The sequence below is a fragment of the Xanthomonas arboricola genome (assembly GCF_003353015.1).
Classification (GTDB): Bacteria; Pseudomonadota; Gammaproteobacteria; order Xanthomonadales; family Xanthomonadaceae; genus Xanthomonas; species Xanthomonas arboricola_E.
In genome coordinates this window covers 455,082-478,540 of the sequence record NZ_QREM01000007.1, presented here as the reverse complement: position 1 = coordinate 478,540, position 23,459 = coordinate 455,082, and the positions used below count along the sequence as shown (strand labels likewise).

Sequence of the window (23,459 nt, the reverse complement as noted above, 5' to 3'; positions counted from 1 at the left end):
CTGGTGGACAGTCACGGGAAGGAATCATGGCAACCAGCGGTTCGGACAACGGCAACTTCGAAGACAAGGCGCGCCAGTACTGGAGTGCCTGGGGAGATGCCATGCGCCACGGCCAGGCCGGTGCCGCTGCGCAGCCCGGCGCGGTTCCCGGCATGGGACCGGGCACCGAGCCACCGCAGGATTGGCGCAAGGCGATGGACTGGTGGTCGCAGCTGCTGCCCACCCAGGCCGCACCGCAGGCGCAGGAGGCGATCGACCGCTTCCGCCACCAGGCCGGCGACTGGTTCGGCACCATGCAGCAGGTGGCCGCGCAGTTTGCCGGGCGCGACACCTCGGCCAACGAGGTCGCCGATGCCTGGCGACGCGCCGTGCAGGGGCAGGGCGAGCAACTGATGCAGTGGACGCTGGGCTCGCTGCGTGGCGGCAGCCCGGGCGGCTTCGATCCGTGGCTGCAGGATGCCGCGCAGGCCCTGGCCAAGTGGCGGGAGGAAAACGCGCCGTGGCTGGACATGCCGGCGTTCGGCCTGAGCCGCAATCACCAGGCGCGCCTGCAGACGCTGGCCCGTGCGCAGCAGGAGTACCAGGCGCAGTCGCAGGCCTATGGCGAACAACTCAAGTCGGCCATCGAACAGGCGTTCGGGCGGTTTGCCGCCAAGCTGGGCGAGCACGAAACCAGCGGCAGTCAGCTGACCAGTGCGCGTGCCTTGTTCGATCTGTGGATCGAGGCCGCCGAAGAGTCGTATGCCGACGTCGCGCTGTCCGACCAGTTTCGCCAGGTGTACGGCGGCTTTGCCAATGCGCATATGCGCTTGCGCGCCGCACTGCAGGAAGAGGTGGAGCAGGTGAGCGAGCGCTTCGGGATGCCCACGCGTTCGGAGATGGACGCCGCGCACCGCCGCATCGCCGAGCTGGAACGTGCGGTGCGGCGCCTGCTGCGCACCGCGACCAGCCCGGCCGGCAAGCCCGCTGCAGCGGCGGCTGATCCGGTCGCGCCGGCCACGGCCAAGCGCGCCCCGGCAGCCGGGGCGGACACTGCGCCCAAACCGGCAGCCGCGACCAGCTCAGCCAAGAAACCGCCAGCAAAAACCGCTCCAGCCAAAAACACGAAGGCGTCGAAAAACGCCTCCAAGTCAGCCGGTACATCCCCCGGCACGCCAGCCGCACGCAAGTCACCGGGAGCGCAGGCATGAAAGGCCCGTTGGGATTCAGCGCCGAAGACCTGATGCAGGAAACCCTGTCGATGCAGCGCAAGCTGCGCGAGGGGCTCAAGTTGCTGCCCGGCGTGGACGACGTGGATTACGGGGTGACCGAGCGCGAGGAAATCTGGCGCGACGGCAAGGTGGTGTTGTACCGCTTTGTCGGCGAGCAGGCACCGGTGGCCAGGACGCCGCTGCTGATCGTCTACGCGCTGGTCAACCGCCCGTACATGGTCGACCTGCAGGCCGACCGCTCGCTGGTCAAGGGCCTGTTGGGCCACGGCCAGGACGTCTACGTGCTGGACTGGGGCTACCCGGACCGCTCCGAGCGGTACCTCACGCTGGAAGACTATTTGCTGCGTTACATCGATGGCGCGGTGGACCACCTGCGTGCGCAGTCGGGGCTGGCGGCGGTCGATGTGCTCGGCATCTGCCAGGGCGGCACGTTCGCGCTGTGCTATGCAGCGCTGCGGCAGCCGAAGGTGCGCAACCTGATCACCATGGTCACGCCGGTGGATTTCCACACCCCCGACAACATGCTCTCCAACTGGGCACGCATGGTCGATGTGGACCTGTTCGTGGACACCATGGGCAACGTGCCGGCGGATCTGATGAACGCCAGCTACCTGATGCTCAAGCCGTTCCGGCTGAACCTGCAGAAGTACGTCGGCCTGCTCGACATCCTCGACGACAAGCAGGCGCTGGAAGACTTCCTGCGCATGGAGAAATGGATCTTCGATTCGCCCGACCTGGCTGGCGAGGCCTTCCGCGAGTTCGTCACCCAGTTCTATCAGCGCAATGGCCTGGTGACCGGGCAGGTGCACATCGGCGGGGAGGCGGTCGATCTGCAGGCGGTGGACATGCCGGTGCTCAACATCTACGCCGAGCACGATCATCTGGTGCCACCCGATGCCTCGCGGGCGTTGCGCGGCCTGGTCGGCAGCGACGACTACACCGAGCTGAGTTTCCGCGGCGGGCATATCGGCATCTACGTCTCCGGACGTGCGCAGCGCGAGGTGCCGGTGGCGATCCACCGCTGGTTGCAGGAGCGGGGCGGCGACGCGTGAGGCGACCGGCGTTGCGCTGCACGTGAGACCAGGCACTGCAGCCATCACGAGGCGCTGTCGCCGGGCTTTTTAGACTGGCCATCACGTTCGAAGGAGTCTTCCATGGCCACGACCACCGCATTGTCCCGTTCCCTCAACGATCGCATGATCGCCGGCGTCGTCGGCGGCATCGCACGCCGGTTCGGCTGGAGTTCCACGCTGCTGCGCGTGCTGTTCGTGATCGTGTCGATCGCCTCGGCCGCGTTTCCCGGCATCCTGGTCTATCTGATCCTGTGGCTGCTGATCCCCAACCAGGCCGATTGACGCCCGACCGGCGCGGCTGGTCCGCGCTGCATGTGCTGGGCGCGATGTGGACGCTACCCAACACCGTGCTCGGGCTTGCGATCGGTGCGGCCGGAAGTTGTTTCGGTGCACGTCCGCGCTGGTCCCGGCAGGAGCTTGCCGTGGTGTTCCATGCCTGGCCGTGGGGGCCGGGCGGGGCGATGACGCTGGGCAACGTGATCCTGCTCAAGGGCGCCTCGCTCGATCTGCAATGCAGCACCTATGCGCATGCTGCCGGCCGCTGCCAGCAGCCGCCGGTACGCCTGGGCGATCATGAGCGGGCGCACGTCTATCAATACATGCTGCTCGGCCCGCTGTTCTTGCCGGTGTACTTCCTGTGCGGCGGCATCCATGTCCGCAATCCGCTGGAACGGGCCGCCGACACCTATGCGCTGCATGGCCACGGCTGGTGGCCATGGGCGGCTCAGCGCAAGCGCGAGAAACCGAACAGGTCCGACAACGGGTGAGGCCTGCCTTCCAGTTGCGCGCGCAGTAGCCCTGCACCGATCGCGCTATAGGTGATGCCGTTGCCGCCATAGGCCATGGCGAACGACACCCGCGGCCCGTGTTCGGGATGCGCGCCGAAGAACGGCAGTCCATCGGCGGTTTCGGCGAAGGTGCCGCCCCAGGCGAACACCGGCCGCAGGCTCACATCCGGCATCGTCTGGTGGATCTTCTTCAGCAGCGTCTCCAGCTTGCGCATGACACGCGCATCGCGCCGTGCAGGCAGATCGATGTTGTCGTCCTCGCCGCCGGCCACTACGCGTCCATCCGGCGTACTGCGCAGGTAAAGATAGGGACGCGCGGTTTCCCACATCATGGTGTGCTTGAGCGCGCCCATGTCGCTGTCGTGCAGGGGATCGGTCACGAATGCATAGCTGCTGCGGTTGCGTGCCACGCGCTGCGACAGCCACTGCTGGTTTCCGTAGCCTGCGGCCAGGATGACGTGCCGGGCGCGCAGCATGACTCCGTCCTCGGTACGCAACTCGACATGCCGGTGGTGGGGCGTGATGGTGGCAACCCGGGTGCGGTCGTAGATGCGCGCGCCGTATTGCTCGCCTTCTGCAAACAGGCGGTAGCACAGCCGGTACGGGTCGACGCCGGCGGCCAGGCGGCTGAGGATGGCGCCGTCGGAGCGCACCCCGTAGTTGTGCCACAAGGGCGCGCGCTCGATCCATTCCACCGGCAGCGCGTGGCGTTTTCGCACCTCCAGTTCGCTGCGCAGGTCGTTGAGATCCCGCGACCGACTGGCGTAGTACAGGCTGTCCTGACGGCTGAAGTCGCAGCCGCCCAGCGTGTTGCACAGGCCTTGCAGTTCGAGGATGGCCTGCGCGCATGCACCGTATGCCAGCGCAGCGGCCGCCAGACCATAGTGGTTGGCCAGCGCGATCATCGGTGTGTCGATTTCGTACTGCAGCAGGGCGGTGCTGGCCGAGGTACTGCCCCAGCCGATCTCGCGCTGTTCGATCACCACCACTTCGTGCCCGTGCTTGAGCAGTTCGTGTGCGATCAAGGCGGCGGTGACACCGCCCCCGACGATGGCGACTTCGCACTGGGTGTCCTGTTCCAGACGCGGGTAGGCGCGCATCAGCCCGTTGCGGATCGACCAGAACGGGTAGCCACTTTTGAGGTCCATCTGGTGTCACAGGTGCGGGCGGAGCGCAATTGGACGGGCAGGCGGGGTGAAGCGCCCGTGCAGAACGGTGCCAGGGTGCGGCCGTCACCAAACCGCAAACAGCCGCCGTTAACGTGCGTGGAAAGCTCCTCACGGCACGGTCGTTATGCTCGCGCCACTAACGTAGTCACAGTTGTTAACGAGGGTGTGGGCATGTCGATCGTTCTGTACGTCGGTGGCAGCAAAGATGGCGACAAGGGTGTCGTGCCGTACGGGTTCAGCAAGTCCCGCGCGATGACCGATGCCGGCCCGGAGATCTATGTCGAGCGCATGGTGCCGCTGAAGGACGTGGGCAAGATCCGGGTGATGGCGCTGGAGTCGCTGCACGAGAGCATCCTGGTCGAGCGCGCCGCCACCCATTACGCCGGTCGCGCCAGCTAGGCGCGGCCAACCGGGCGCCGCCGCGCACAGGCTGGCGGCTTGCTGGGCCCGGTATCAGCGGGTATCGCTGCGGATTGCAGCGCGTGGCCATACCCGCCTGGAGACGTCGTTACGTCCAGTTAGCGCCTTTGAGCCTGGGCAGCCACTCCTGGTGTGCGCCGGCACAGGTTTACCGCGATCCTGTCAACGGGTTCCCGCAGCGGGCCAGCACTGCGAAAATGCTTTTTTCAGTGAAGCGGCTCCGGCCGCGCCGCCATGCACGACAGCCAGCTTGCCCAGCAGATCGCTCGCACCATCGCCGACGAGATCGGTGCCCAACCCGCCCAGGCGCGCGCCGCCATCGCCCTTCTCGACGAAGGCGCCAGCGTTCCGTTCATCGCCCGCTACCGCAAGGAAGTCACCGGTGGGCTGGACGATACGCAGCTACGCAATCTGGAAACCCGCCTGACCTATCTGCGCGAGCTTGAAGAGCGGCGCGCGGCGATCCTGGCCAGCATCGGCGAGCAGGGCAAGCTCAGCGACGAATTGCGCGGTGAGATCGTGGCGGCTGACACCAAGTCGCGGCTGGAAGATCTGTACCTGCCCTACAAGCCCAAGCGCCGCACCCGCGCGCAGATCGCGCGCGAAGCCGGCCTGGAACCCCTGGCCGACGGCCTGCTGGCCGACCCGAACCAGGCGCCGGAAGTCGCTGCCGCGCCATACATCGATGCAGAGAAGGGCGTGGCCGATATCAAGGCAGCGCTGGAAGGCGCGCGCGCCATCCTGATGGAGCGCTGGGGCGAGGATGCCGCCCTGGTGGGCGAGTTGCGCAGCTGGTTGAACGACAACGGCGTGATCCGCGCGCGTGTTGCCGAGGGCAAGGAAGAGGCCGGCGCCAAGTACCGCGATTACTTCGATCACGCCGAAGCGCTGTCCAGGATTCCCTCGCACCGCCTGTTGGCGCTGTTTCGTGCGCGCCGCGAGGAGTTCCTGTACCTGGACCTGGAGCCGGGCAACGATGCCGAGGCCGGCCATCAGTACGCCGAAGGGCGTGTGGCGCGCAACGCCGGCATTTCCAACCAGGGCCGCCCGGCCGACCGCTGGCTGCTGGATGCCTGCCGGCTGACCTGGCGCGCCAAGCTGCACATGCATCTGCTGCTGGACCTGTTCAACCAGGCGCGCGAAAAGGCCGAGGCCGAGGCAATCGCCGTGTTCGGCGACAATCTCAAGGACCTGATGCTGGCTGCGCCGGCAGGCCCGCGCGTGGTGCTGGGGCTGGACCCCGGTATCCGCACCGGTTGCAAGATCGCCGTGGTCGATGCCACCGGCAAGCTGGTGGCCACCGAGACGATCTATCCGCATGAGCCCAAACGGCAATGGGACCAGTCGCTGCAGACGATCAAGACGCTGTGCCTGCGGCACCACGTGGAGCTGATCGCGATCGGCAACGGCACGGCCAGCCGCGAAACCGACAAGCTCGCCGGTGAGGCGATCGCGCTGTGCGGGGCGGGCAAGCTGCAGAAGATCGTGGTCAGCGAAGCGGGGGCGTCGGTGTATTCGGCGTCCGAATTCGCGGCCAAGGAGTTCCCCACCCTGGACGTGTCGCTGCGCGGCGCGGTGTCGATCGCGCGGCGCCTGCAGGATCCGCTGGCCGAGCTGGTCAAGATCGAGCCCAAGGCGATCGGCGTGGGCCAGTACCAGCACGACGTGGACCAGTATCGCTTGGCCAAGGCGCTGGAAGCGCGCGTGGAAGACTGCGTCAATGCGGTCGGCGTGTACGTCAACACCGCGTCGGCGGCGTTGCTGTCGCGGGTGTCCGGGCTGTCGAGCACGGTGGCGGAGAACATCGTGCGCCATCGCGACGACAACGGCCCGTTCAAGCGCCGCAAGGACCTGCTCAAGGTGCCGCGGCTGGGCGAGAAGACCTTCGAACAATGCGCCGGTTTCCTGCGCATCGCCGATGGCGACGAGCCGCTGGACGTGTCGGCAGTGCATCCGGAAGCCTATCCGGTGGTCGAGCGCATCGTCGGCAGCACCGGCAAGCCGATCAAGGCCTTGCTGGGCGATGGCAGCTTCCTGCGTGGACTCAAGCCGGAGCTGTTCACCGACGAGCAGTTCGGTGTACCGACCGTGCGCGACATCCTCAAGGAGCTGGAAAAACCCGGCCGCGATCCGCGTCCCGAGTTCAAGGCCGCGCAGTTCGCCGAAGGCATCGAGGACATCAAGCACCTCAAGCCCGGCATGGTGCTCGAAGGGGTGGTCAGCAACGTGGCCGCCTTCGGTGCGTTCGTCGATATCGGCGTGCACCAGGATGGCCTGGTGCACATCTCCGCGTTGTCGGACACCTTCGTCAAGGATCCGCGCGATGTGGTCAAGGCCGGCGACATCGTCAAGGTCAAGGTGCTGGAAGTGGACGTGGCGCGCAAGCGCATCGCACTGACCTGCCGCCTGTCCGACACGCCGCCGCCGGCCGATGGCGCAGCCCAATCGCGCGATCAGCGCGGCAGCGGCGGCCCGGGGCAGGGCAGGCGCGATGGCGGCGGTGGACGCGGCCCGGCACAGGGCAACAACAAGCCACGCATCACTGCACCGCCGGCCGACAACGCGCTGGCCGCCGCATTCGCACGCGCCAAGCGCAGCTGATCCGGCTTGCCCGGTTGCGCCGGTGCGGCCGGGCAGTGCAGGTGGAGCCGTTCGCAAGGCGGCGGGTCTGCTGCTGCGATTGGATCGTGCTTGGGCAGGCTGATCTGCAACTGGCTGCTGGGTCCGTGCCCTCCGAGCACCGCGGTGCGCCTATGCAGATACGATCAGTCGTAAAGCGGCTGATCCGAGGCCTTGCTGCAGGGCCCTTGCCCGCCCACCATCGCAGGACACGCCGCAAGTACGTCCGTGTAGCTCTTACGCGGCATCCATGCCGCTCTGGGTCCCGCGACGGTAGGCGCACAAGGATCGGTCAAGATGGTCGGTGTGTGCGTTGCAAGCAGGGCATGGTTGACGACGTTGTTTTACTTGCCGCTCCCGCGCGCTGTCACGCCTCGCTGCGGACTGCGCGTGTCGGCAGTACCAGGCGTTCGATCAGGTCGACCAGGCCGGGTGGGTCCACCGGCTTGCCCATATGCGCATCGAATCCGGCGACTACGGCGCGGTCGCGGTCTTCCTGGCGGACATAGGCAGTGAGCGCGATCGCGGGGATATGTCGCGGCAGGTCGGCGCGACCGGAGCGGACCGTGCGGATCAAGTCGTAGCCATCGCGCACCGGCATGGCGATATCGCTGACCAGCACGTCGAAGGTTGCCTCCGCCAGGCACTGTTCGGCCGCTTCCGCCGAGCCGGCTGCCTGCACCTGCGCGCCGGCAAGCATCAGGAACTGCACCACCGCCTCGCGCGAATCCTGGTCGTCGTCGACCAGCAACAGCCGCACGCCATCCAGGCGCCCGAGGCAATCGCTCGGCAGCGGACCGACCTGCAGCGACTCGGTCGACGCCGGGCGCAGGTCGCTGACCCCGTGCTGGAACGGCAGCACGATGGTGAAGGTCGCCCCCTTGCCTTCGCCCGCACTGGATGCCCCCAGGCTGCCGCCATGCAGATCGACCAACTGACGCGAGATCGACAGACCCAATCCCAGCCCACCCACACGGCGCGTGGTGCCGGCATCGGCCTGCCGAAAGCGGTCGAACACGTGCGGCAGGAACTCGGCCGCGATCCCGATGCCGGTGTCGTGCACGCATAGGCGCAGCCGCTCGTCCTCGATGTCCAGCGCCACCCGCACCGTGCCACCCGGGGAGGTGAATTTGAGTGCGTTGCTGAGCAGGTTGGACAGCACCTGCTGCAGGCGCCCGGCATCGCCGAAGAACCACAGCTCGCCTTCGCCGAGCGCATCCAGTTGCAGCGCGATGTCGCGCGCCAGTGCAGGCGGCTGCATCAGCTCTACCGTGCTGCGCATCATCCCCGCGATATCGAAGTGCTCTGCCTGCAGGCGGATCTTGCCGGACAGGATCGCGCTCATGTCGAGCAGGTCGTCGATGATTTGCGTCTGTGCCCGCGCACTGCGTTCGATGATGACCAGCCCCTTGCCCAGATTGGCCGGCTCGAACACCTCCGACTGCATCAACCGCGACCAGCCCAGGATGGCATTGAGCGGCGTACGCAATTCGTGGCTGAGTGTGGCCAGGAACTCGTCCTTGACCCGGCTGGCATGCTCGGCCTGGCTGCGTGCAGCGGTTTCGGCCTGCAGCGATTGCTTGAGCTTGGCATCCACGCGCGTGCGCTCGATGACGATGCCGGCCAGATGCGATGCAGAGCGTGCCATCGCCTGTTCGCGCAGCGAGGGCAGGTGGGTGCGGTCGTAGTAGATGTTGAGCGTGCCCAGCACCTGGCCGTTGCTGTCCAGGATGGGCGTCACGCAGCAGCCGACGATGCCCAGTGCCGCCGACACCGCATGGTGGTCGCTGAAGCTGGGGTCGGCCTGGATGTCCTCGCAGATCACCTGCCGCCCGAGGTAGGCCGAACGCGCGCAGGGCGGCCCGTTCGGCCCGATCGGCGAGGCGTTGAAATGCCCGCGGTACTCGATCGGAAAATGCGGTGCCGAGCCGAAGCTCAGCGTTTTTCGCACCTCATCGAGCACCATCACCGCGCAGTACAACGTCGTCTCGCCACGCGCTTCCACGCTCGATGCGATGGCGTCCAGCACCACCGGCAGCGGTGCGCCGGTGGTGATCAGGCTCAGGATGGCGCGGTCGGAGGCGGTCGCATCTTCGATGTGCTTGCGTTCGGAGATATCGGTCAGCGAACCGATATGGCCGAGAAAACGTCCGTCGCTGGCGAAGTGCGGCGATGCGGTATCGATGCACCAACGGTACTGCCCGTCGTGACGACGCACGCGGTATTCGGCCAGGAACTCGCCACGCTGCGCCAGCGCCTGCCCGAACGCGTGGCGCACGCGTTCGGCATCGTCCGGATGCATCACATCCCACCAGCCCTGGTCCATCGCCTGGTCTTCGGCCTGCCCGGTAAAGTGGTACCAGCGCGGATTCCAGTACACGCAGTCGCCCTGCGCATCGGCCATCCAGATCATCGCCGGCACCGTCTCGCACAAGGCGCGGAAGCGTCCTTCGCTTTCGCGCAGCTGTTGCTCGAACGCACGGCGGTCATGGATGTCGGTGTAGGTGCCGATCCACTCGCTGATGCTGCCATCGTCGCCGCGCACGGGCAGGGCGCGTGCCAGATGCCAGCGCGTCCGGCCATCGTGGCGTTGCAGTTCGCATTCCATTTCGTAGGCGCGCTCGCCCTCGATGGCCTGCGCCCAGGCCTGCGCCGACACCTGCAGGCCATCGGCGGTGTGCGCCTGATGCCACGCAGCGCTCTGGTTGTCGACAGGATCCAGTCCGGTGTACTCGTACCAGCGCCGATTGAAGTAATGCGGCCGACCGTCCGGGTCGGCGATGAAGATGATCTGCGGCAGCGTGTCGGCCAGTCGGCGCAGTCGCGCCTCGTTGGCGGCCAGTTGCTGCTGCGCCTTGGCGCGTTGCATGGATTCCCAGCAGCGCGCCGCAACCAGGCGGACCAGTTCGATCTCGGTGGACAACCAGCGCCGCGGTGCGCGCTGATGCACGCCGATGGCCGCGACCAGGCGGCCGTGCTTGTGCAGCGGAATCGCCAGCGACGCGCGCAGGCCGGAGCGGCGGTACTGCTGCGCCACGTAGTCCGGTGCACCGGGCGCCATCGCATCGGTGGTGAACCAGGGGCGGTTTTCCAGCAAGGCGTCGCGCAAGCCCTGTGCCACTTCCAGCGGAAAATCGCCCTGCAGGCTCGGCATGTCCTGCACATGGTCGCTGATCACGTGCATGGTCCTGCCATCGGCGGCCGCCAGGCCAAACGCGCAGCGATTGACCTGCAGATGTTCGCCGAGCAATCGCACGCTGGTATCGATGATCTGGCGCGGATCGGAGACGTTCTGCAACGCGTCTTCGAGCATCAGCAGGAAGCTGTCGCGACTTGCCACGCTGCGTTGCTGGGTGACATCGAATCCGTGCACCAGGATCGCGTCGATGCGGCCATCGCGCTCGCGCATCGGCTGATACAGGAAATCCACGAAGGTCTGGTCGAGCGCATTGCCGGGCGTGCGCTGCAGATAGGCGCCCATCGACTCGCCGATGAAGGGACGGCCGCTGCGTCGCACCTCATCGAGCAGTTCGAGATGGCACTGGTCGGCGATTTCCGGCATCGCCTCGAGCAGGGGACGGCCAAGCAACGGGCGCGGGCCGACCAGTTCGTGGAAGCGTTGATTCGCGCTTTCAATGATGTAGTCGGGGCCACGCAGCACCGCCATGAAGGCTGGCGACTGATCGAGCGCGGCGGGCACCGCCTCGCGACGGCGCGGCGGTGCAGCGGCGGGCGGTGTACTGGCGACATACAACATGCCCAGAGGTTTGCCGGCGTGCAGGATCGGGCTGCAGGACCATGCCGACAACGTCAGTCCTGCATGCGTGTAGCCGGCAACATGATTGGTGTCGATGCCGTCTGCAAGGTCCGCCAGTGGCTGGCCGAACGCTGCCGGGTGATGTTCACCCAGCAGTGCGATGCACGCATCGTTGTAGATGCAGCACGACCGGCTGCCCCAGACCAGCAGCATCGGAACCTGCGCATGCAGGCATACGGAAAGCGTCGTACGCAGCGCCTGGTTGTCGCGCAGTAGCGGATCGGCGGCGCACGCAGACGACGCCAGCAACAATCCGGCTGTCTCGCACGTCTCCGGCAACAGGCCGGCAAACGGCGACACGGCGATATCCATGGGGTGACCTGCCCATCATGCCTGGATGCACGATTCTAGTGCCAAGCGGGCCGTGATCGAGCGGGGATGGCGACCGGCACGGCCGCGCGAACGGTCTACGTTAAGCGCGGCGGGCGGGCGGTGAGCAGGCGTGACTGGCGATGGAGGGGCGCGCGCATCGTCCGCACGCTGGCGGGTCCGGTCAGGCTGTCGGTCTCAGCTGGCGGCCCCGCTCAACTGCCGCGCCCTGGTCAGCGCGCTGATCAGTTCGTCCGACAAATAGGGCTTGGTCAGGATCACGCCTCGTTCGAAGCCGCTGGGGATGGTGCCACTGGCAACACCGGTGGCCAGCACGAACGGAATCGCGAGCTCCGACAGCAATCGGGCGACCGGCTCGCTGGTCTCGCCGTTGCCGAGCCGGTAGTCGAGCACCGCGATCTCCGGCGCGTCGGCCTTGATCAGCGTCAGTGCGTGTGCAACTTCTCCGACCGGGCCTAGCACCACCGCACCGGCCTGGACGAGCTGCAGGTCGAGCAGCATGGCATTCATCTGGTCGTTCTCGACCACCAGCACCCGAACTCCACGCAACACCGACATTGCTTGCTCCTTCACCTAAGTCGGCCAGTATATCGACACTGCTTCGCTGCGGCGCTGATGACTCCGCTTGCACCTGAATTCGTCAGGCGCGTTCTGACACTGTTCGTTTCATACGCAAGTCGCTATACTACGCGGCCGCGCCGAAGTGGCGGAATCGGTAGACGCAGCGGATTCAAAATCCGCCGCCCTTAAAAGCGTGTGGGTTCGAGTCCCACCTTCGGCACCAGGATGTAGCAGCACAAGCAGAGCCCTTCTGACGACGGTCGGAGGGGCTTTTCTTTTGCGCATTCGGCGATGGCCTCGAACGGGCAAGTCGGGCAGCCACCGCGCCGCCGCGTGCGGGTACTGCGGTCAGCGATGCAGTGGCACGGTATCGCCGTGTTGCGGCGGCTGACGCGAGATCGTCTCGTTGTCGCATGGCCGCGTGCTCGGCCGGCTTGCATGGCGGCTGCGTTGCTGCCAAAGAAGTCCCGCGAGCTCAGGTCAGCTTGCCGCCTTGCGCCTGCAGGCACGCAACCATCACGCGCGGTGCGTACCTTGAACAGCTCTTTCTAGCAGGTGGCTTCCATGGATTTTGATTCTTCGCAGCAGCTGCGCATCTTGCGCGACATCCACGACACCAAGCCGGTTGCCGACGAGGAGGCCAACTGGGCGGTGCGCGCCGGCTATGCGAGCCAGGCCGAAGACGGCGATATCGATCTCACCCACGAAGGCCGCAAGGCGCTGGATGCCGGCCAGGCCTGATCTGTCGCTGCGCGGCGTTGTTGGCCTTGCAAGCGGGTCAGCGCATCATCGAATACGCGCGTTCCACACCCGATCGGCGTGCGTGCGGATGTAGATGCAGCGATCCGCTGGGCGCATGCCGCGCCGCCGCCCATTGCATGCTGCGAAGCAGGGCGCCGCCAGATAACTAGCCAAAAAAAACCTCGGCAATGCCGAGGTTTTCAGATGATTGGCGTCCCCACGGGGATTCGAACCCCGGTGTCCACCGTGAAAGGGTGGTGTCCTAGGCCTCTAGACGATGGGGACGCGTATCAAAACNAGATGATTGGCGTCCCCACGGGGATTCGAACCCCGGTGTCCACCGTGAAAGGGTGGTGTCCTAGGCCTCTAGACGATGGGGACGCGTATCAAAACCTGGTTGTAGATTCCAGACGGCCTATGTCGGGAATTGTGGTGGAGCCAGGCGGGATCGAACCGCCGACCTCCTGCATGCCATGCAGGCGCTCTCCCAGCTGAGCTATGGCCCCACGATGCTGCGAGCCGGCAATCATAGCGACTGAAAACAACTTTGGGAAGCGGTCTGCGCAAAAAAGATGCGCTGCCATCGCTGCGTGTCGATGACGGTGTGGCCACGCGCGCGAAAGTGCCTGCTGCTTGCTTCGCTCTATGTGGGCGTGCCATCTGTGGTGCATTCGCATTCTGGGCGCCTCGTCGTTCGTGGCACGGCGCACTGCATCATGCGTCGACGCGCTTGCTGACGTTACGCAGTGCCCACTGCAATGCCGTGCTTGCCGCCAGATCGTTCGAGGCAAGCTGACGCTGGACGCCTGGCGCAGGAAACGAACATCGATCTGCACAGGTGAGGCATCGGCGCGTTCGCCCGCGCTGAGGTTACTTGCGCGCAGCAGTGGGGGTCATCAGTTCACAAGCACGCGAGGGCGAAGCGGCGCTGAAGCGGAATGCACGTCATGGCGCGGGACGGCTGCAGCGCGCAGCCCCGCGGTCCGGCGCGTGCGCAAAACGCATAAAAAAAGCCCCGGCGGTGCCGGGGCTTTCAGATGATTGGCGTCCCCACGGGGATTCGAACCCCGGTGTCCACCGTGAAAGGGTGGTGTCCTAGGCCTCTAGACGATGGGGACGCGTATCAAAACNAGATGATTGGCGTCCCCACGGGGATTCGAACCCCGGTGTCCACCGTGAAAGGGTGGTGTCCTAGGCCTCTAGACGATGGGGACGCGTATCAAAACCTGAGTTGTCATTTCAGACGGCCTAATGTCTGAAGTGGTGGAGCCAGGCGGGATCGAACCGCCGACCTCCTGCATGCCATGCAGGCGCTCTCCCAGCTGAGCTATGGCCCCACGAAACTGAGAACGAAATGATAGCGGCCGGTTAATCTTCGCGCAAGTGGTTTTTCATTCCGAATGAGACGCGACGTGCGCAGTGCACGCGACGCGTCCGCAGCTCAGTTGACGCCGTGCAGGTCGCGCAGCTGCGTCTGCCGTGCGCCGAAGTAGGCGGCCAGGTCTGCGATGTCCTGATCGCTCAGCGCGGTGGCCTGTGGCGTCATCAATGGATGCTGGCGATCGCCGCTGCGGTACGCCTGCAAGGCGTGCGCAAGATAGTCGCCGTACTGGCCGCCGAGCTTGGGATAGCTGGGGTCGATGGGAGCATTGCCGTCGGCGCCATGGCAATCGATGCAGCTCTGGCCGGTGGCCTTGCCCTTTGCGTGCGCCAGCGTGTCGCCGGCCTCGGCGCGCCCGCTTGGCAGCCCGGCAGACGAGCCGGAGCCATGTTCGCCGCTGGCGTGGCCGGCATCGTCGGCGGAACGATCGGTGGACTCCACCTGGGATTGGGAGCAGGCCGCCACCATCAGGGCAGCGACCAGGGCGATGGCTAGACGCGGAGCGTGCAGGGCGTTCGGCATGTGGGCGCTTATTTGAGGGTGGACAGGTAGGCGGAGATGTCGGCGATGTCCTGCTCGGAAAAGCTCTGCGCCTGCGCTTGCATGGTGGGATGCTTGCGTTTGCCCTGCCGGTACTCGGTCAGCGCCTGGGTCAGATACTGGCTGGACTGGCCACCGATCTTGGGCACGCGATAACTGGGGTAGGCGTTCTTGTAGCCGGTGACGCCGTGGCAGCCCTGGCAGGTATAGGCCAGCAAGCGGCCGTTGGACGGGTTGCCGGTAGGCGCTGCGGGTGCGGCCACTGCCGCGGCGGGCGCAGGCGTGGCGGATGCGGCTGGCGGGACTGACGGTGTCGCTGATGCGCCCCCAAACGGCAGGAAGACGACCAGAGCGAGACAAGCGGCGAGCGGCTGCGGGCGCATGGTTTCGTATCCGGAAGACTGATTGAACGTCCGCACGTGGGGGCGTGACGGAACCGGTCCGAGTATGCCTGCGATTTGGCCCCGCGCAAACGGGGTGAATAGGCGAACTTGAACAGACCATGACCTTTGGCGCATTGGCGGCATCATCGCCGGGTGGTTTACTTGCCTACAACACCTGTTCACGCATCCACTAGGACACGACGATGTCGCCACTCTCCTTTCTGCCCGGTCGCAGCGGAACCTGCGCCGCTGCATTGTTGATCACCACAAGCCTGTTGCTGGGCGGTTGCAAGACGGGAGATGGCGAGGCCAAGGCCGCCGAGGAAAACAAGAGCGTCGACGCGGTGCCGGTGGAAATTGCCACGGCGGCGCGCCGTGCGGTGGCGGCCAGCTATACCGGCACCGCCGCCCTGGAGCCGCGTGCCGAAGCGCAGGTGGTGGCCAAGACCTCCGGCGTGGCGCTGGCGGTGATGGTGGAAGAGGGGCAGCAGGTGTCCGCGGGCCAGGCCCTGGTCCGGCTGGATCCGGACCGCGCGCATCTGGCGGTAGCGCAAAGCGAGGCGCAACTGCGCAAGCTGGAGAACAGTTATCGCCGTTCCACCCAGCTGGTGGGGCAGCAGTTGGTCAGCGCCGCCGATGTCGACCAGCTCAAGTTCGATGTCGAAAACAGCCGCGCGCAACACCGCCTGGCATCGCTGGAGCTGTCCTACACCACGGTGCAGGCGCCGATTTCCGGGGTGATCGCCTCGCGCTCGATCAAGACCGGCAACTTCGTGCAGATCAATACGCCGATCTTCCGCATCGTCGACGACTCGCAACTGGAGGCCACGCTCAACGTGCCCGAGCGCGAACTGGCCACGCTCAAATCCGGCCAGCCGGTGACCTTGCTGGCCGATGCCTTGCCCGGGCAGCAGTTCATCGGCAAGGTCGACCGCATTGCGCCGGTGGTGGATTCGGGCAGCGGTACGTTCCGGGTGATCTGTGCGTTCGGCAAGGGCGCCCAAGCGCTGCAGCCGGGCATGTTCGGGCGCATCCGCATCGACTACGACCAGCGCAAGGATGCACTGGTGATTCCGCGCCTGGCACTGCTGGACGATGGCGAGCCGGCGGTGTTCGTGGTGCGCAACGGCAAGGCCAGCCGGGTGCCGGTGAAACTCGGCTATGCCGAAGGTCCGTGGCTGGAAGTGCGGCAGGGCCTGAAGGAAGGCGACCAGGTAGTCACCGCCGGCAAGGTGGCGCTGCGCGATGGCACTGCGGTGCAGGTGATCGGCCAGCCCGACCGCAAGCCGGTTGCGGCTGCGGCGCCGGCAACCGACAGCGACGGAAAGCGCTCATGAGCGATCACGGCAACCCGCACGGACCCGTGCACGACCCGCATGCGCCCTTGCCCGGCGGCGGCGGTCTGGTGGCCTTCGCCACGCGGCGGCGGGTGACCATCGCGATGATCACCGTGACCATGCTGCTGTTCGGGCTGATCGCCCTGCGCAGTCTCAAGGTCAACCTGCTGCCGGACCTGAGCTATCCCACGCTGACCGTGCGCACCGAATACACCGGCGCGGCGCCGGCGGAAATCGAGACGCTGGTGACCGAGCCGGTGGAAGAAGCGGTCGGCGTGGTCAAGAACCTGCGCAAGCTCAAGTCGATCTCGCGCACCGGGCAGAGCGATGTGGTGCTGGAATTCGCCTGGGGCACCAACATGGACCAGGCCAGCCTGGAGGTACGCGACAAGATGGAAGCCCTGTCGCTGCCGCTGGAAACCAAGCCGCCGGTGTTGCTGCGCTTCAATCCGTCGACCGAGCCGATCATGCGGCTGGCGTTGTCGCCGAAGCAGGCGCCGTCTTCCGACAGCGATGCGATCCGCCAGCTCACCGGCCTGCGTCGCTATGCCGACGAGGATCTGAAAAAGAAGCTCGAACCGGTGGCCGGCGTGGCCGCGGTCAAGGTCGGCGGCGGGCTGGAGGACGAGATCCAGGTCGATATCGATCAGCAGAAGCTGGCCCAGCTCAACCTGCCGATCGACAACGTGATCACCCGGCTGAAGGAGGAGAACGTCAACATCTCCGGCGGCCGGCTGGAAGAAGGCTCGCAGCGGTACCTGGTGCGCACGGTCAACCAGTTCGTGGATCTGGACGAGATCCGCAACATGCTGGTGACCACGCAGAGCAGCAGCGGCAGCGCCGCGGAAGCGGCGATGCAGCAGATGTACGCGATCGCCGCGTCCACCGGCTCGCAGGCGGCGCTGGCGGCGGCGGCCGAGGTGCAGAGCACGTCCTCGTCGTCGACCAGCAGTATTGCCGGTGGCATGCCGGTGCGGCTGAAGGATGTGGCCGACGTGCGCCAGGGCTACAAGGAGCGCGAGGCGATCATCCGCCTGGGCGGCAAGGAGGCGGTGGAGCTGGCGATCTACAAGGAAGGCGACGCCAACACCGTCTCCACCGCCGCTGCGCTGCGCAAGCGGCTGGAGCAGTTGAAGGCGACCGTGCCGGGCGATGTGGAGATCACCACCATCGAGGACCAGTCGCACTTCATCGAGCACGCGATCAGCGACGTCAAGAAGGATGCGGTGATCGGCGGCGTGCTGGCGATCCTGATCATCTTCCTGTTCCTGCGCGATGGCTGGAGCACCTTCGTGATCAGCCTGTCGCTGCCGGTGTCGATCATCACCACGTTCTTCTTCATGGGCCAGCTGGGCCTGAGCCTCAACGTGATGTCGCTGGGCGGTCTGGCGCTGGCCACCGGGCTGGTGGTGGACGATTCGATCGTGGTGCTGGAAAGCATCGCCAAGGCGCGCGAGCGCGGCCTGAGCGTGCTGGATGCCGCAATCGCCGGCACCCGTGAAGTGAGCATGGCGGTGATGGCCTCCACGCTGACCACGATCGCGGTGTTCCTGCCGCTGGTGTTCGTCGACGGCATCGCCGGGCAGCTGTTCCGCGACCAGGCGATGACCGTGGCGATCGCGATCGCGATCTCGCTGGTGGTGTCGATGACGCTGATCCCGATGCTGAGTTCGCTCAAGGGCGCGCCGCCGATGGCGTTCCCGGACGAGCCGAGCCACCCGCAGTGGCGGCCGCAGCAGCGCTGGCTCAAGCCGGTGGCTGCCGGGCGGCGCGGTGCCGGTGCGAGCGTGCGTTATGCGTTCCTCGGTGTGGCGTGGGCGGTAGTCAAGCTGTGGCGTGGCGTTGCGCGGGTGGTCTCGCCGGTGATGCGCAAGGCCAGCGACCTGGCGATGGCGCCGTATGGCCGCGCCGAGCGTGGCTATCTGGCGATGTTGCCGGCCGCCTTGCGTCGGCCCGGCCTGGTGCTGGGATTGGCGGCGGCCGCGTTTATCGGCACGGTGTTTCTGGTGCCGATGCTGGGTGCGGACCTGATTCCGCAGCTGGCGCAGGACCGTTTCGAAATGACGGTGAAGCTGCCTTCCGGCACGCCGCTGGCGCAGACCGACGCGCTGGTGCGCGAGTTGCAGCTGGCGCACGACAAGGAGCCGGGCATCGCCTCGTTGTACGGCGTCAGCGGCAGCGGCACGCGGCTGGACGCCAATCCCACCGAAAGCGGCGAGAACATCGGCAAGCTCACCGTGGTGATGGCCGGCGGCGGCAGTCCTGCAGTGGAAGCGGCGGCCACCGCGCGGCTGCGCAACAGCATGGTCGGGCACCCGGGCGCGCAGGTGGATTTTGCACGGCCGGCGTTGTTCAGTTTTTCCACGCCGCTGGAAGTGGAACTGCGTGGGCAGGACCTGGGCGAGCTGGAACGTGCCGGGCAGAAGCTGGCGGCGATGCTGCGCGCCAATGGCCACTACGCCGACGTCAAGTCGACGGTGGAAGAGGGCTTTCCGGAAATCCAGATCCGTTTCGACCAGGAGCGCGCCGGTGCGCTGGGCTTGACCACGCGCCAGATCGCCGATGTCATCGTCAAGAAGGTGCGCGGCGACGTGGCCACGCGTTACAGCTTTCGCGATCGCAAGATCGACGTGCTGGTGCGCGCGCAGCACAGCGACCGCGCCAGCGTGGATGCGATCCGGCAGCTGATCGTCAACCTCGGCAGCAGCCGGCCGGTGCGTCTGGCGGCGGTGGCCGAGGTGGTGGCCACGACCGGGCCGAGCGAAATCCATCGCGCCGACCAGACCCGCGTGGCGATCGTGTCCGCCAGCCTGCATGACATGGATCTGGGCGGTGCGGTGCGCGAGGTCGAGTCGATGGTGCGCAACGATCCGCTGGCCGCCGGCGTGGGCATGCATATCGGCGGGCAGGGCGAGGAGCTGGCGCAATCGGTGAAGTCGCTGTTGTTTGCGTTCGGCCTGGCTATCTTCCTGGTCTACCTGGTGATGGCCTCGCAGTTCGAATCGCTGCTGCATCCGTTCGTCATCCTGTTCACCATCCCGCTGGCGATGGTCGGCGCGGTGCTGGCCTTGCTGATGACCGGCAAGCCGGTGTCGGTGGTGGTGTTCATCGGCTTGATCCTGCTGGTGGGGCTGGTGACCAAGAACGCGATCATCCTGATCGACAAGGTCAACCAGTTGCGCGAGGAGGGCGTGCCCAAGCGCGAGGCCTTGATCGAAGGTGCGCGTTCGCGCTTGCGGCCGATCGTGATGACCACGCTGTGCACCCTGTTCGGTTTCCTGCCGCTGGCGGTGGCGATGGGCGAGGGCGCGGAGGTGCGCGCACCGATGGCGATCACCGTGATCGGCGGCTTGCTGGTGTCCACGCTGCTGACCCTGCTGGTGATCCCGGTGGTGTACGACCTGCTGGATCGTCGCGCCGATGCGTACTACCTGGAGCGTGGCCGGCGCATGGCCGGGCAGCGTGCACAGGCACCCGGGAACTCCGACGGACTGGAGGCGCTGTGAGCGTTGCCGCCTTCAGTATCCGTCGCCCGGTCACCACCATCATGTGCTTCGTCTCGCTGGTGGTGGTGGGGCTGATTGCCGCGTTCCGGCTGCCGCTGGAGGCGCTGCCGGACATTTCCGCACCGTTCCTGTTCGTGCAACTGCCGTACACCGGCTCTACGCCGGACGAGGTGGAACGCAACCTGGTGCGGCCGGCCGAAGAGGCGCTGGCGACGATGACCGGCATCAAGCGCATGCGCTCGACCGCCACCGCCGATGGCGCCAACATCTTCATCGAGTTCTCCGACTGGGATCGCGACATCGCCATCGCCGCCTCGGATGCGCGCGAGCGGCTGGATGCCATCCGCGACGACTTTCCGGACGATCTGCAGCGTTTCCACATTTACAAATGGTCCAGCAGCGACGAGCCGGTGCTCAAGGTGCGCCTGGCCAGCCAGACCGACCTGACCGGCGCGTACGACATGCTCGACCGCGAGTTCAAGCGGCGCATCGAACGCATTCCCGGCGTGGCCAAGGTGGAGATTTCCGGCGCCCCGCCGAACGAGGTGGAGATCGCGATCGCGCCGGACCGGCTCACCGCGCACGACCTCAGCCTCAATGACCTGAGCGAGCGCCTTGGCAAGCTCAACTTCTCGGTGTCCGCCGGCCAGATCGATGACAACGGCCAGCGCATTCGGGTCCAGCCGATCGGCGAATTGCGCGACCTGCAGGAGTTGCGCGACCTGGTGCTCAATGCCAGGGGCCTGCGCCTGGGCGATATTGCGCAGGTGCGGCTGAAGCCGACGCGGATGAATTACGGACGCCGCCTGGATGGACGGCCGGCGATCGGGCTGGATATCTACAAGGAGCGCAGCGCCAACCTGGTGGATGTGTCCAGCGCGGCGTTGAAGGAGGTCGAGGACATTCGCGCCGAACCTGCGATGCGCGATGTGCAGATCAAGGTGATCGACAACCAGGGCAAGGCGGTGACCTCGTCGCTGGCGGAGCTGGCAGAAGCCGGCGCGGTGGGCTTGCTGTTGTCGATCACGGTGCTGTTCTTCTTCCTGCGCCACTGGCCATCGACGCTGATGGTGACGCTGGCGATTCCGATCTGCTTTGCGATCACGCTGGGCTTCATGTATTTCGTCGGCGTCACGCTCAACATCCTGACCATGATGGGCCTGTTGCTGGCGGTCGGCATGCTGGTCGACAACGCGGTGGTGGTGGTGGAAAGCATCTACCAGGAGCGCGAGCGCATGCCCGGCCAACCGCAGCTGGCGGCGCTGCTCGGCACGCGCAGCGTGGCGATCGCGCTCAGCGCCGGCACCCTGTGCCATTGCATCGTCTTCGTGCCGAACCTGTTCGGTGAGACCAACAACATCTCCATCTTCATGGCGCAGATCGCGATCACCATTTCGGTGTCGCTGTTGGCGTCGTGGCTGGTGGCGATCAGCCTGATCCCGATGCTGTCCGCGCGCATGAAGACGCCGCCCTTGGTGACTTCCGACCATGGCGTGATCGCCAGACTGCAACGCCGCTATGCGCGGGTACTGGCGTGGACGCTGGCCCATCGCGGCTGGAGCGTGACTGGCATCATCCTGGTGAGCGCCATCAGCCTGGTGCCGATGAAGCTGACCAAGGTGGACATGTTCGGCGGCGATGGGGGCAACGAGGCCTTCATCCAGTATCAGTGGAAAGGCTCGTACACGCATGAGCAGATGGGCGAGGAGGTCGGGCGGATCGAGCACTACCTGCAGGCCCATCGCGACAAGTACCACATCACCCAGATCTATTCGTGGTTCAGCGAGGCCGAAGGCAGCAGCACCACCGTGACCTTCGATGCGGGCAAGGTCAAGGACCTGCCGTCGCTGCTGGAACAGATCCGCAAGGCATTGCCGCGCTCGGCGCGTGCGGACTACAGCATCGGCAACCAGGGCGATGGCGGCAGCGGCAATCAAGGGGTGCAGGTGCAGCTGGTCGGCGACTCGACCCAGGCCCTGCAGGCCCTGGCCGACGAGGTGGTGCCGCTGCTGGCGCAGCGCAAGGAGTTGCGCGATGTGCATGTGGATACCGGCGATCGCACCAGCGAGTTGGCGATCCGGGTGGATCGCGAGCGCGCGGCGGCCTTCGGCTTCAGTGCCGAGCAGGTGGCGAGTTTCGTGGGCCTGGCCTTGCGCGGCACGCCGTTGCGCGAGTTCCGCCGCGGCGACAACGAGGTGCCGGTATGGGTGCGCTTTGCCGGCGCCGAACAGAGCAAGCCGGAAGACCTGGCCAGCTTCACGGTGCGCACCAAGGATGGCCGCAGCGTGCCGTTGCTCAGCCTGGTGGATGTGCAGATTCGCCCGGCTGCCACCCAGATCGGCCGCACCAATCGCCAGACCACGCTGACCATCAAGGCCAACCTGGCCAGCAAGGTCACCGTCCCGGAAGCACGCGCGGCAATGGAAAAGCCGCTCAAGGCAATGAGCTTTCCGGCCGGTTACAGCTACACCTTCGACGGCGGCGATTACCAGGACGACGGCGAGGCGATGGGGCAGATGCTGTTCAACCTGGTGATCGCGCTGGTGATGATCTACGTGGTGATGGCCGCGGTGTTCGAGTCGCTGCTGTTTCCCGCGGCGATCATGAGCGGTGTGGTGTTTTCGATCTTCGGGGTGTTCTGGCTGTTCTGGATCACCGGCACTTCGTTCGGGATCATGTCCTTCATCGGCATCCTGGTGTTGATGGGCGTGGTGGTGAACAACGGCATCGTGATGATCGAGCACATCAACAACCTGCGCCGCCGCGGCATGGGCCGCACCCAGGCGCTGATCGAAGGTTCCCGCGAGCGCCTGCGGCCGATCATGATGACGATGGGCACCGCCATCCTGGCGATGGTGCCGATCTCGCTGACCAGCACCACGATGTTCAGCGACGGCCCGCCGTATTTCCCGATGGCCCGCGCGATCGCCGGTGGCCTGGCATTTTCGACGGTGGTGAGCCTGCTGTTCCTGCCGACGATCTACGCGATTCTCGACGACATGAGCAACGGCGCAGCCGCGCTGGTGCGGCGCGCGCGCGGTGTGCCGAAAACGCCGCCGACAAGCGTTGCGCTGGAGTCTTGATCGGTCAACCTGGCTGAAGGTTGTCACGGTGCGCCGAAGACGCCACTGCTGCTTAGCGTTCTAGTCCTGAACGTCACGCGCCGCCTGAAGCCCCTCTCCCACCGGGAGAGGGGTTGGGGTGAGGGTACGGTTTCTCCAGGCACTGCCACGCATGCCGACAGTCGCTGGCATCGGTTGGGGCGACAGCGCGTCCGCGGACTGGCTCCTCGGCTCGGTCAGACATCCTGTCTGACTCGCCGCGCGGCACCTCCCTGTGCCGCTCTCCGCCACTCCCCGGCCACGCTGCCGCCTTGGCGAGTCGTTTCCGCGAGGTTAGGCGACGAAAAACGGCAGCCGGTTCAGTGCTCGATCTTGATGCGTGCCAATCATCCGCAAAGTTCGCTGCACGTTTTCTGGACCTTGGACTTCCTCGCTCCCAGACAAACCGCCCGGATGCCAACGACTTAGAAGTGCACGCTTTCCACCGCTCTCAATCCGCCGCCTCCAAGAAGGATGCGATG

Annotated in this window: 14 protein-coding genes, 7 tRNA genes and 2 pseudogenes; 11 read left to right on the top strand and 12 right to left on the bottom strand. The window is 66.1% G+C overall.

Translation table 11 applies throughout. From position 1 onward, the window contains the following. Window positions 1–23 precede the first annotated feature (23 nt). The 4 genes from phaE (at window position 24) to C0541_RS05500 (ending at window position 3,051) form a co-directional block, all read left to right on the top strand. Window positions 24–1,190 (top strand): class III poly(R)-hydroxyalkanoic acid synthase subunit PhaE, encoded by a 1,167-nt coding sequence (phaE, locus tag C0541_RS05515; protein WP_115047305.1) that lies wholly within the window; start codon window positions 24–26, stop codon window positions 1,188–1,190. Continuing rightward, a complete protein-coding gene (locus tag C0541_RS05510; protein ID WP_115046484.1) occupies window positions 1,187–2,263 on the top strand; it encodes a class III poly(R)-hydroxyalkanoic acid synthase subunit PhaC in 1,077 nt (358 codons plus the stop codon). Before phaE ends, C0541_RS05510 begins: the two co-directional genes overlap by 4 nt. Before the next feature lie 102 nt (window positions 2,264–2,365). Next, a complete protein-coding gene (locus C0541_RS05505; RefSeq protein ID WP_016904409.1) occupies window positions 2,366–2,566 on the top strand; it encodes a PspC domain-containing protein in 201 nt (66 codons plus the stop codon). A 44-nt stretch (window positions 2,567–2,610) separates the two neighbouring features. After that, on the top strand, window positions 2,611–3,051 hold the full coding sequence (locus C0541_RS05500; RefSeq protein ID WP_161959953.1) for a hypothetical protein: 441 nt from the start codon (window positions 2,611–2,613) through the stop codon (window positions 3,049–3,051). Here C0541_RS05500 and C0541_RS05495 read toward each other — a convergent pair. Beyond that, a complete protein-coding gene (locus C0541_RS05495) occupies window positions 3,009–4,220 on the bottom strand; it encodes an NAD(P)/FAD-dependent oxidoreductase (RefSeq protein WP_115046480.1) in 1,212 nt (403 codons plus the stop codon). The two genes, C0541_RS05500 and C0541_RS05495, sit on opposite strands and share 43 nt — an antisense overlap. 192 nt (window positions 4,221–4,412) lie before the next feature. Between C0541_RS05495 and C0541_RS05490 the strand changes: the two genes are divergently transcribed. Then, window positions 4,413–4,640, top strand: a complete 228-nt coding sequence (locus C0541_RS05490) for a hypothetical protein (RefSeq protein WP_016904406.1) — start codon at window positions 4,413–4,415, stop codon at window positions 4,638–4,640. Window positions 4,641–4,895: 255 nt separating this feature from the next. Next, a complete protein-coding gene (locus C0541_RS05485) occupies window positions 4,896–7,262 on the top strand; it encodes a Tex family protein (protein ID WP_115046478.1) in 2,367 nt (788 codons plus the stop codon). 385 nt (window positions 7,263–7,647) lie between these two features. On the opposite strand, the pseudogene C0541_RS05480 reads toward C0541_RS05485, so the two are convergent. The 3 genes and pseudogenes from C0541_RS05480 to C0541_RS05475 form a co-directional block, all read right to left on the bottom strand. After that, window positions 7,648–10,629: pseudogene (locus tag C0541_RS05480) on the bottom strand (PAS domain S-box protein); the annotation flags it as partial. Window positions 10,630–10,635: 6 nt separating this feature from the next. Beyond that, a pseudogene (locus C0541_RS21655) lies at window positions 10,636–11,037 on the bottom strand (PAS domain-containing protein); the annotation flags it as partial. 567 nt (window positions 11,038–11,604) lie between these two features. Next, window positions 11,605–11,985: a response regulator gene (locus C0541_RS05475; protein ID WP_161959897.1), complete on the bottom strand. Its 381-nt coding sequence runs from the start codon at window positions 11,983–11,985 to the stop codon at window positions 11,605–11,607. A gap of 139 nt (window positions 11,986–12,124) precedes the next feature. Here C0541_RS05475 and C0541_RS05470 point away from each other — a divergent pair. Then, window positions 12,125–12,211 (top strand) — tRNA-Leu (locus C0541_RS05470). A gap of 341 nt (window positions 12,212–12,552) precedes the next feature. Continuing rightward, window positions 12,553–12,729, top strand: coding sequence for a hypothetical protein (locus C0541_RS21000; protein ID WP_115046473.1), 177 nt, complete (start codon window positions 12,553–12,555; stop codon window positions 12,727–12,729). Between the two features lie 209 nt (window positions 12,730–12,938). On the opposite strand, the gene C0541_RS05460 is transcribed toward C0541_RS21000, so the two are convergent. The 8 genes from C0541_RS05460 to C0541_RS05425 form a co-directional block, all read right to left on the bottom strand. Continuing rightward, a tRNA-Glu gene (locus C0541_RS05460) sits at window positions 12,939–13,014 on the bottom strand. Window positions 13,015–13,034: 20 nt separating this feature from the next. Continuing rightward, window positions 13,035–13,110: transfer RNA gene (locus tag C0541_RS05455), tRNA-Glu, on the bottom strand. Between the two features lie 49 nt (window positions 13,111–13,159). Further along, window positions 13,160–13,235: transfer RNA gene (locus C0541_RS05450), tRNA-Ala, on the bottom strand. Between the two features lie 536 nt (window positions 13,236–13,771). Further along, a tRNA-Glu gene (locus C0541_RS05445) sits at window positions 13,772–13,847 on the bottom strand. A gap of 20 nt (window positions 13,848–13,867) precedes the next feature. After that, a tRNA-Glu gene (locus tag C0541_RS05440) sits at window positions 13,868–13,943 on the bottom strand. A 47-nt stretch (window positions 13,944–13,990) separates the two neighbouring features. Then, window positions 13,991–14,066, bottom strand: a tRNA-Ala gene (locus C0541_RS05435). 104 nt (window positions 14,067–14,170) lie between these two features. After that, the gene (locus C0541_RS05430) at window positions 14,171–14,632 is read right to left on the bottom strand and encodes a c-type cytochrome (RefSeq protein WP_115046471.1); all 462 of its coding nucleotides are present in this window, start codon (window positions 14,630–14,632) and stop codon (window positions 14,171–14,173) included. Window positions 14,633–14,640: 8 nt separating this feature from the next. Further along, window positions 14,641–15,033 (bottom strand): c-type cytochrome, encoded by a 393-nt coding sequence (locus C0541_RS05425; protein ID WP_115046469.1) that lies wholly within the window; start codon window positions 15,031–15,033, stop codon window positions 14,641–14,643. Window positions 15,034–15,236: 203 nt separating this feature from the next. Between C0541_RS05425 and C0541_RS05420 the strand changes: the two genes are divergently transcribed. From C0541_RS05420 to C0541_RS05410, 3 genes are read left to right on the top strand one after another with little or no spacing between them, the layout of a single operon-like run. Then, the gene (locus C0541_RS05420) at window positions 15,237–16,370 is read left to right on the top strand and encodes an efflux RND transporter periplasmic adaptor subunit (RefSeq protein WP_161959896.1); all 1,134 of its coding nucleotides are present in this window, start codon (window positions 15,237–15,239) and stop codon (window positions 16,368–16,370) included. Beyond that, complete coding sequence (locus C0541_RS05415; RefSeq protein WP_115046464.1) at window positions 16,367–19,876, top strand: efflux RND transporter permease subunit; 3,510 nt, start codon at window positions 16,367–16,369, stop codon at window positions 19,874–19,876. Before C0541_RS05420 ends, C0541_RS05415 begins: the two co-directional genes overlap by 4 nt. Then, window positions 19,873–22,959, top strand: coding sequence for an efflux RND transporter permease subunit (locus C0541_RS05410; protein ID WP_115046462.1), 3,087 nt, complete (start codon window positions 19,873–19,875; stop codon window positions 22,957–22,959). Before C0541_RS05415 ends, C0541_RS05410 begins: the two co-directional genes overlap by 4 nt. The last annotated feature ends 500 nt before the right edge of the window (window positions 22,960–23,459 follow it).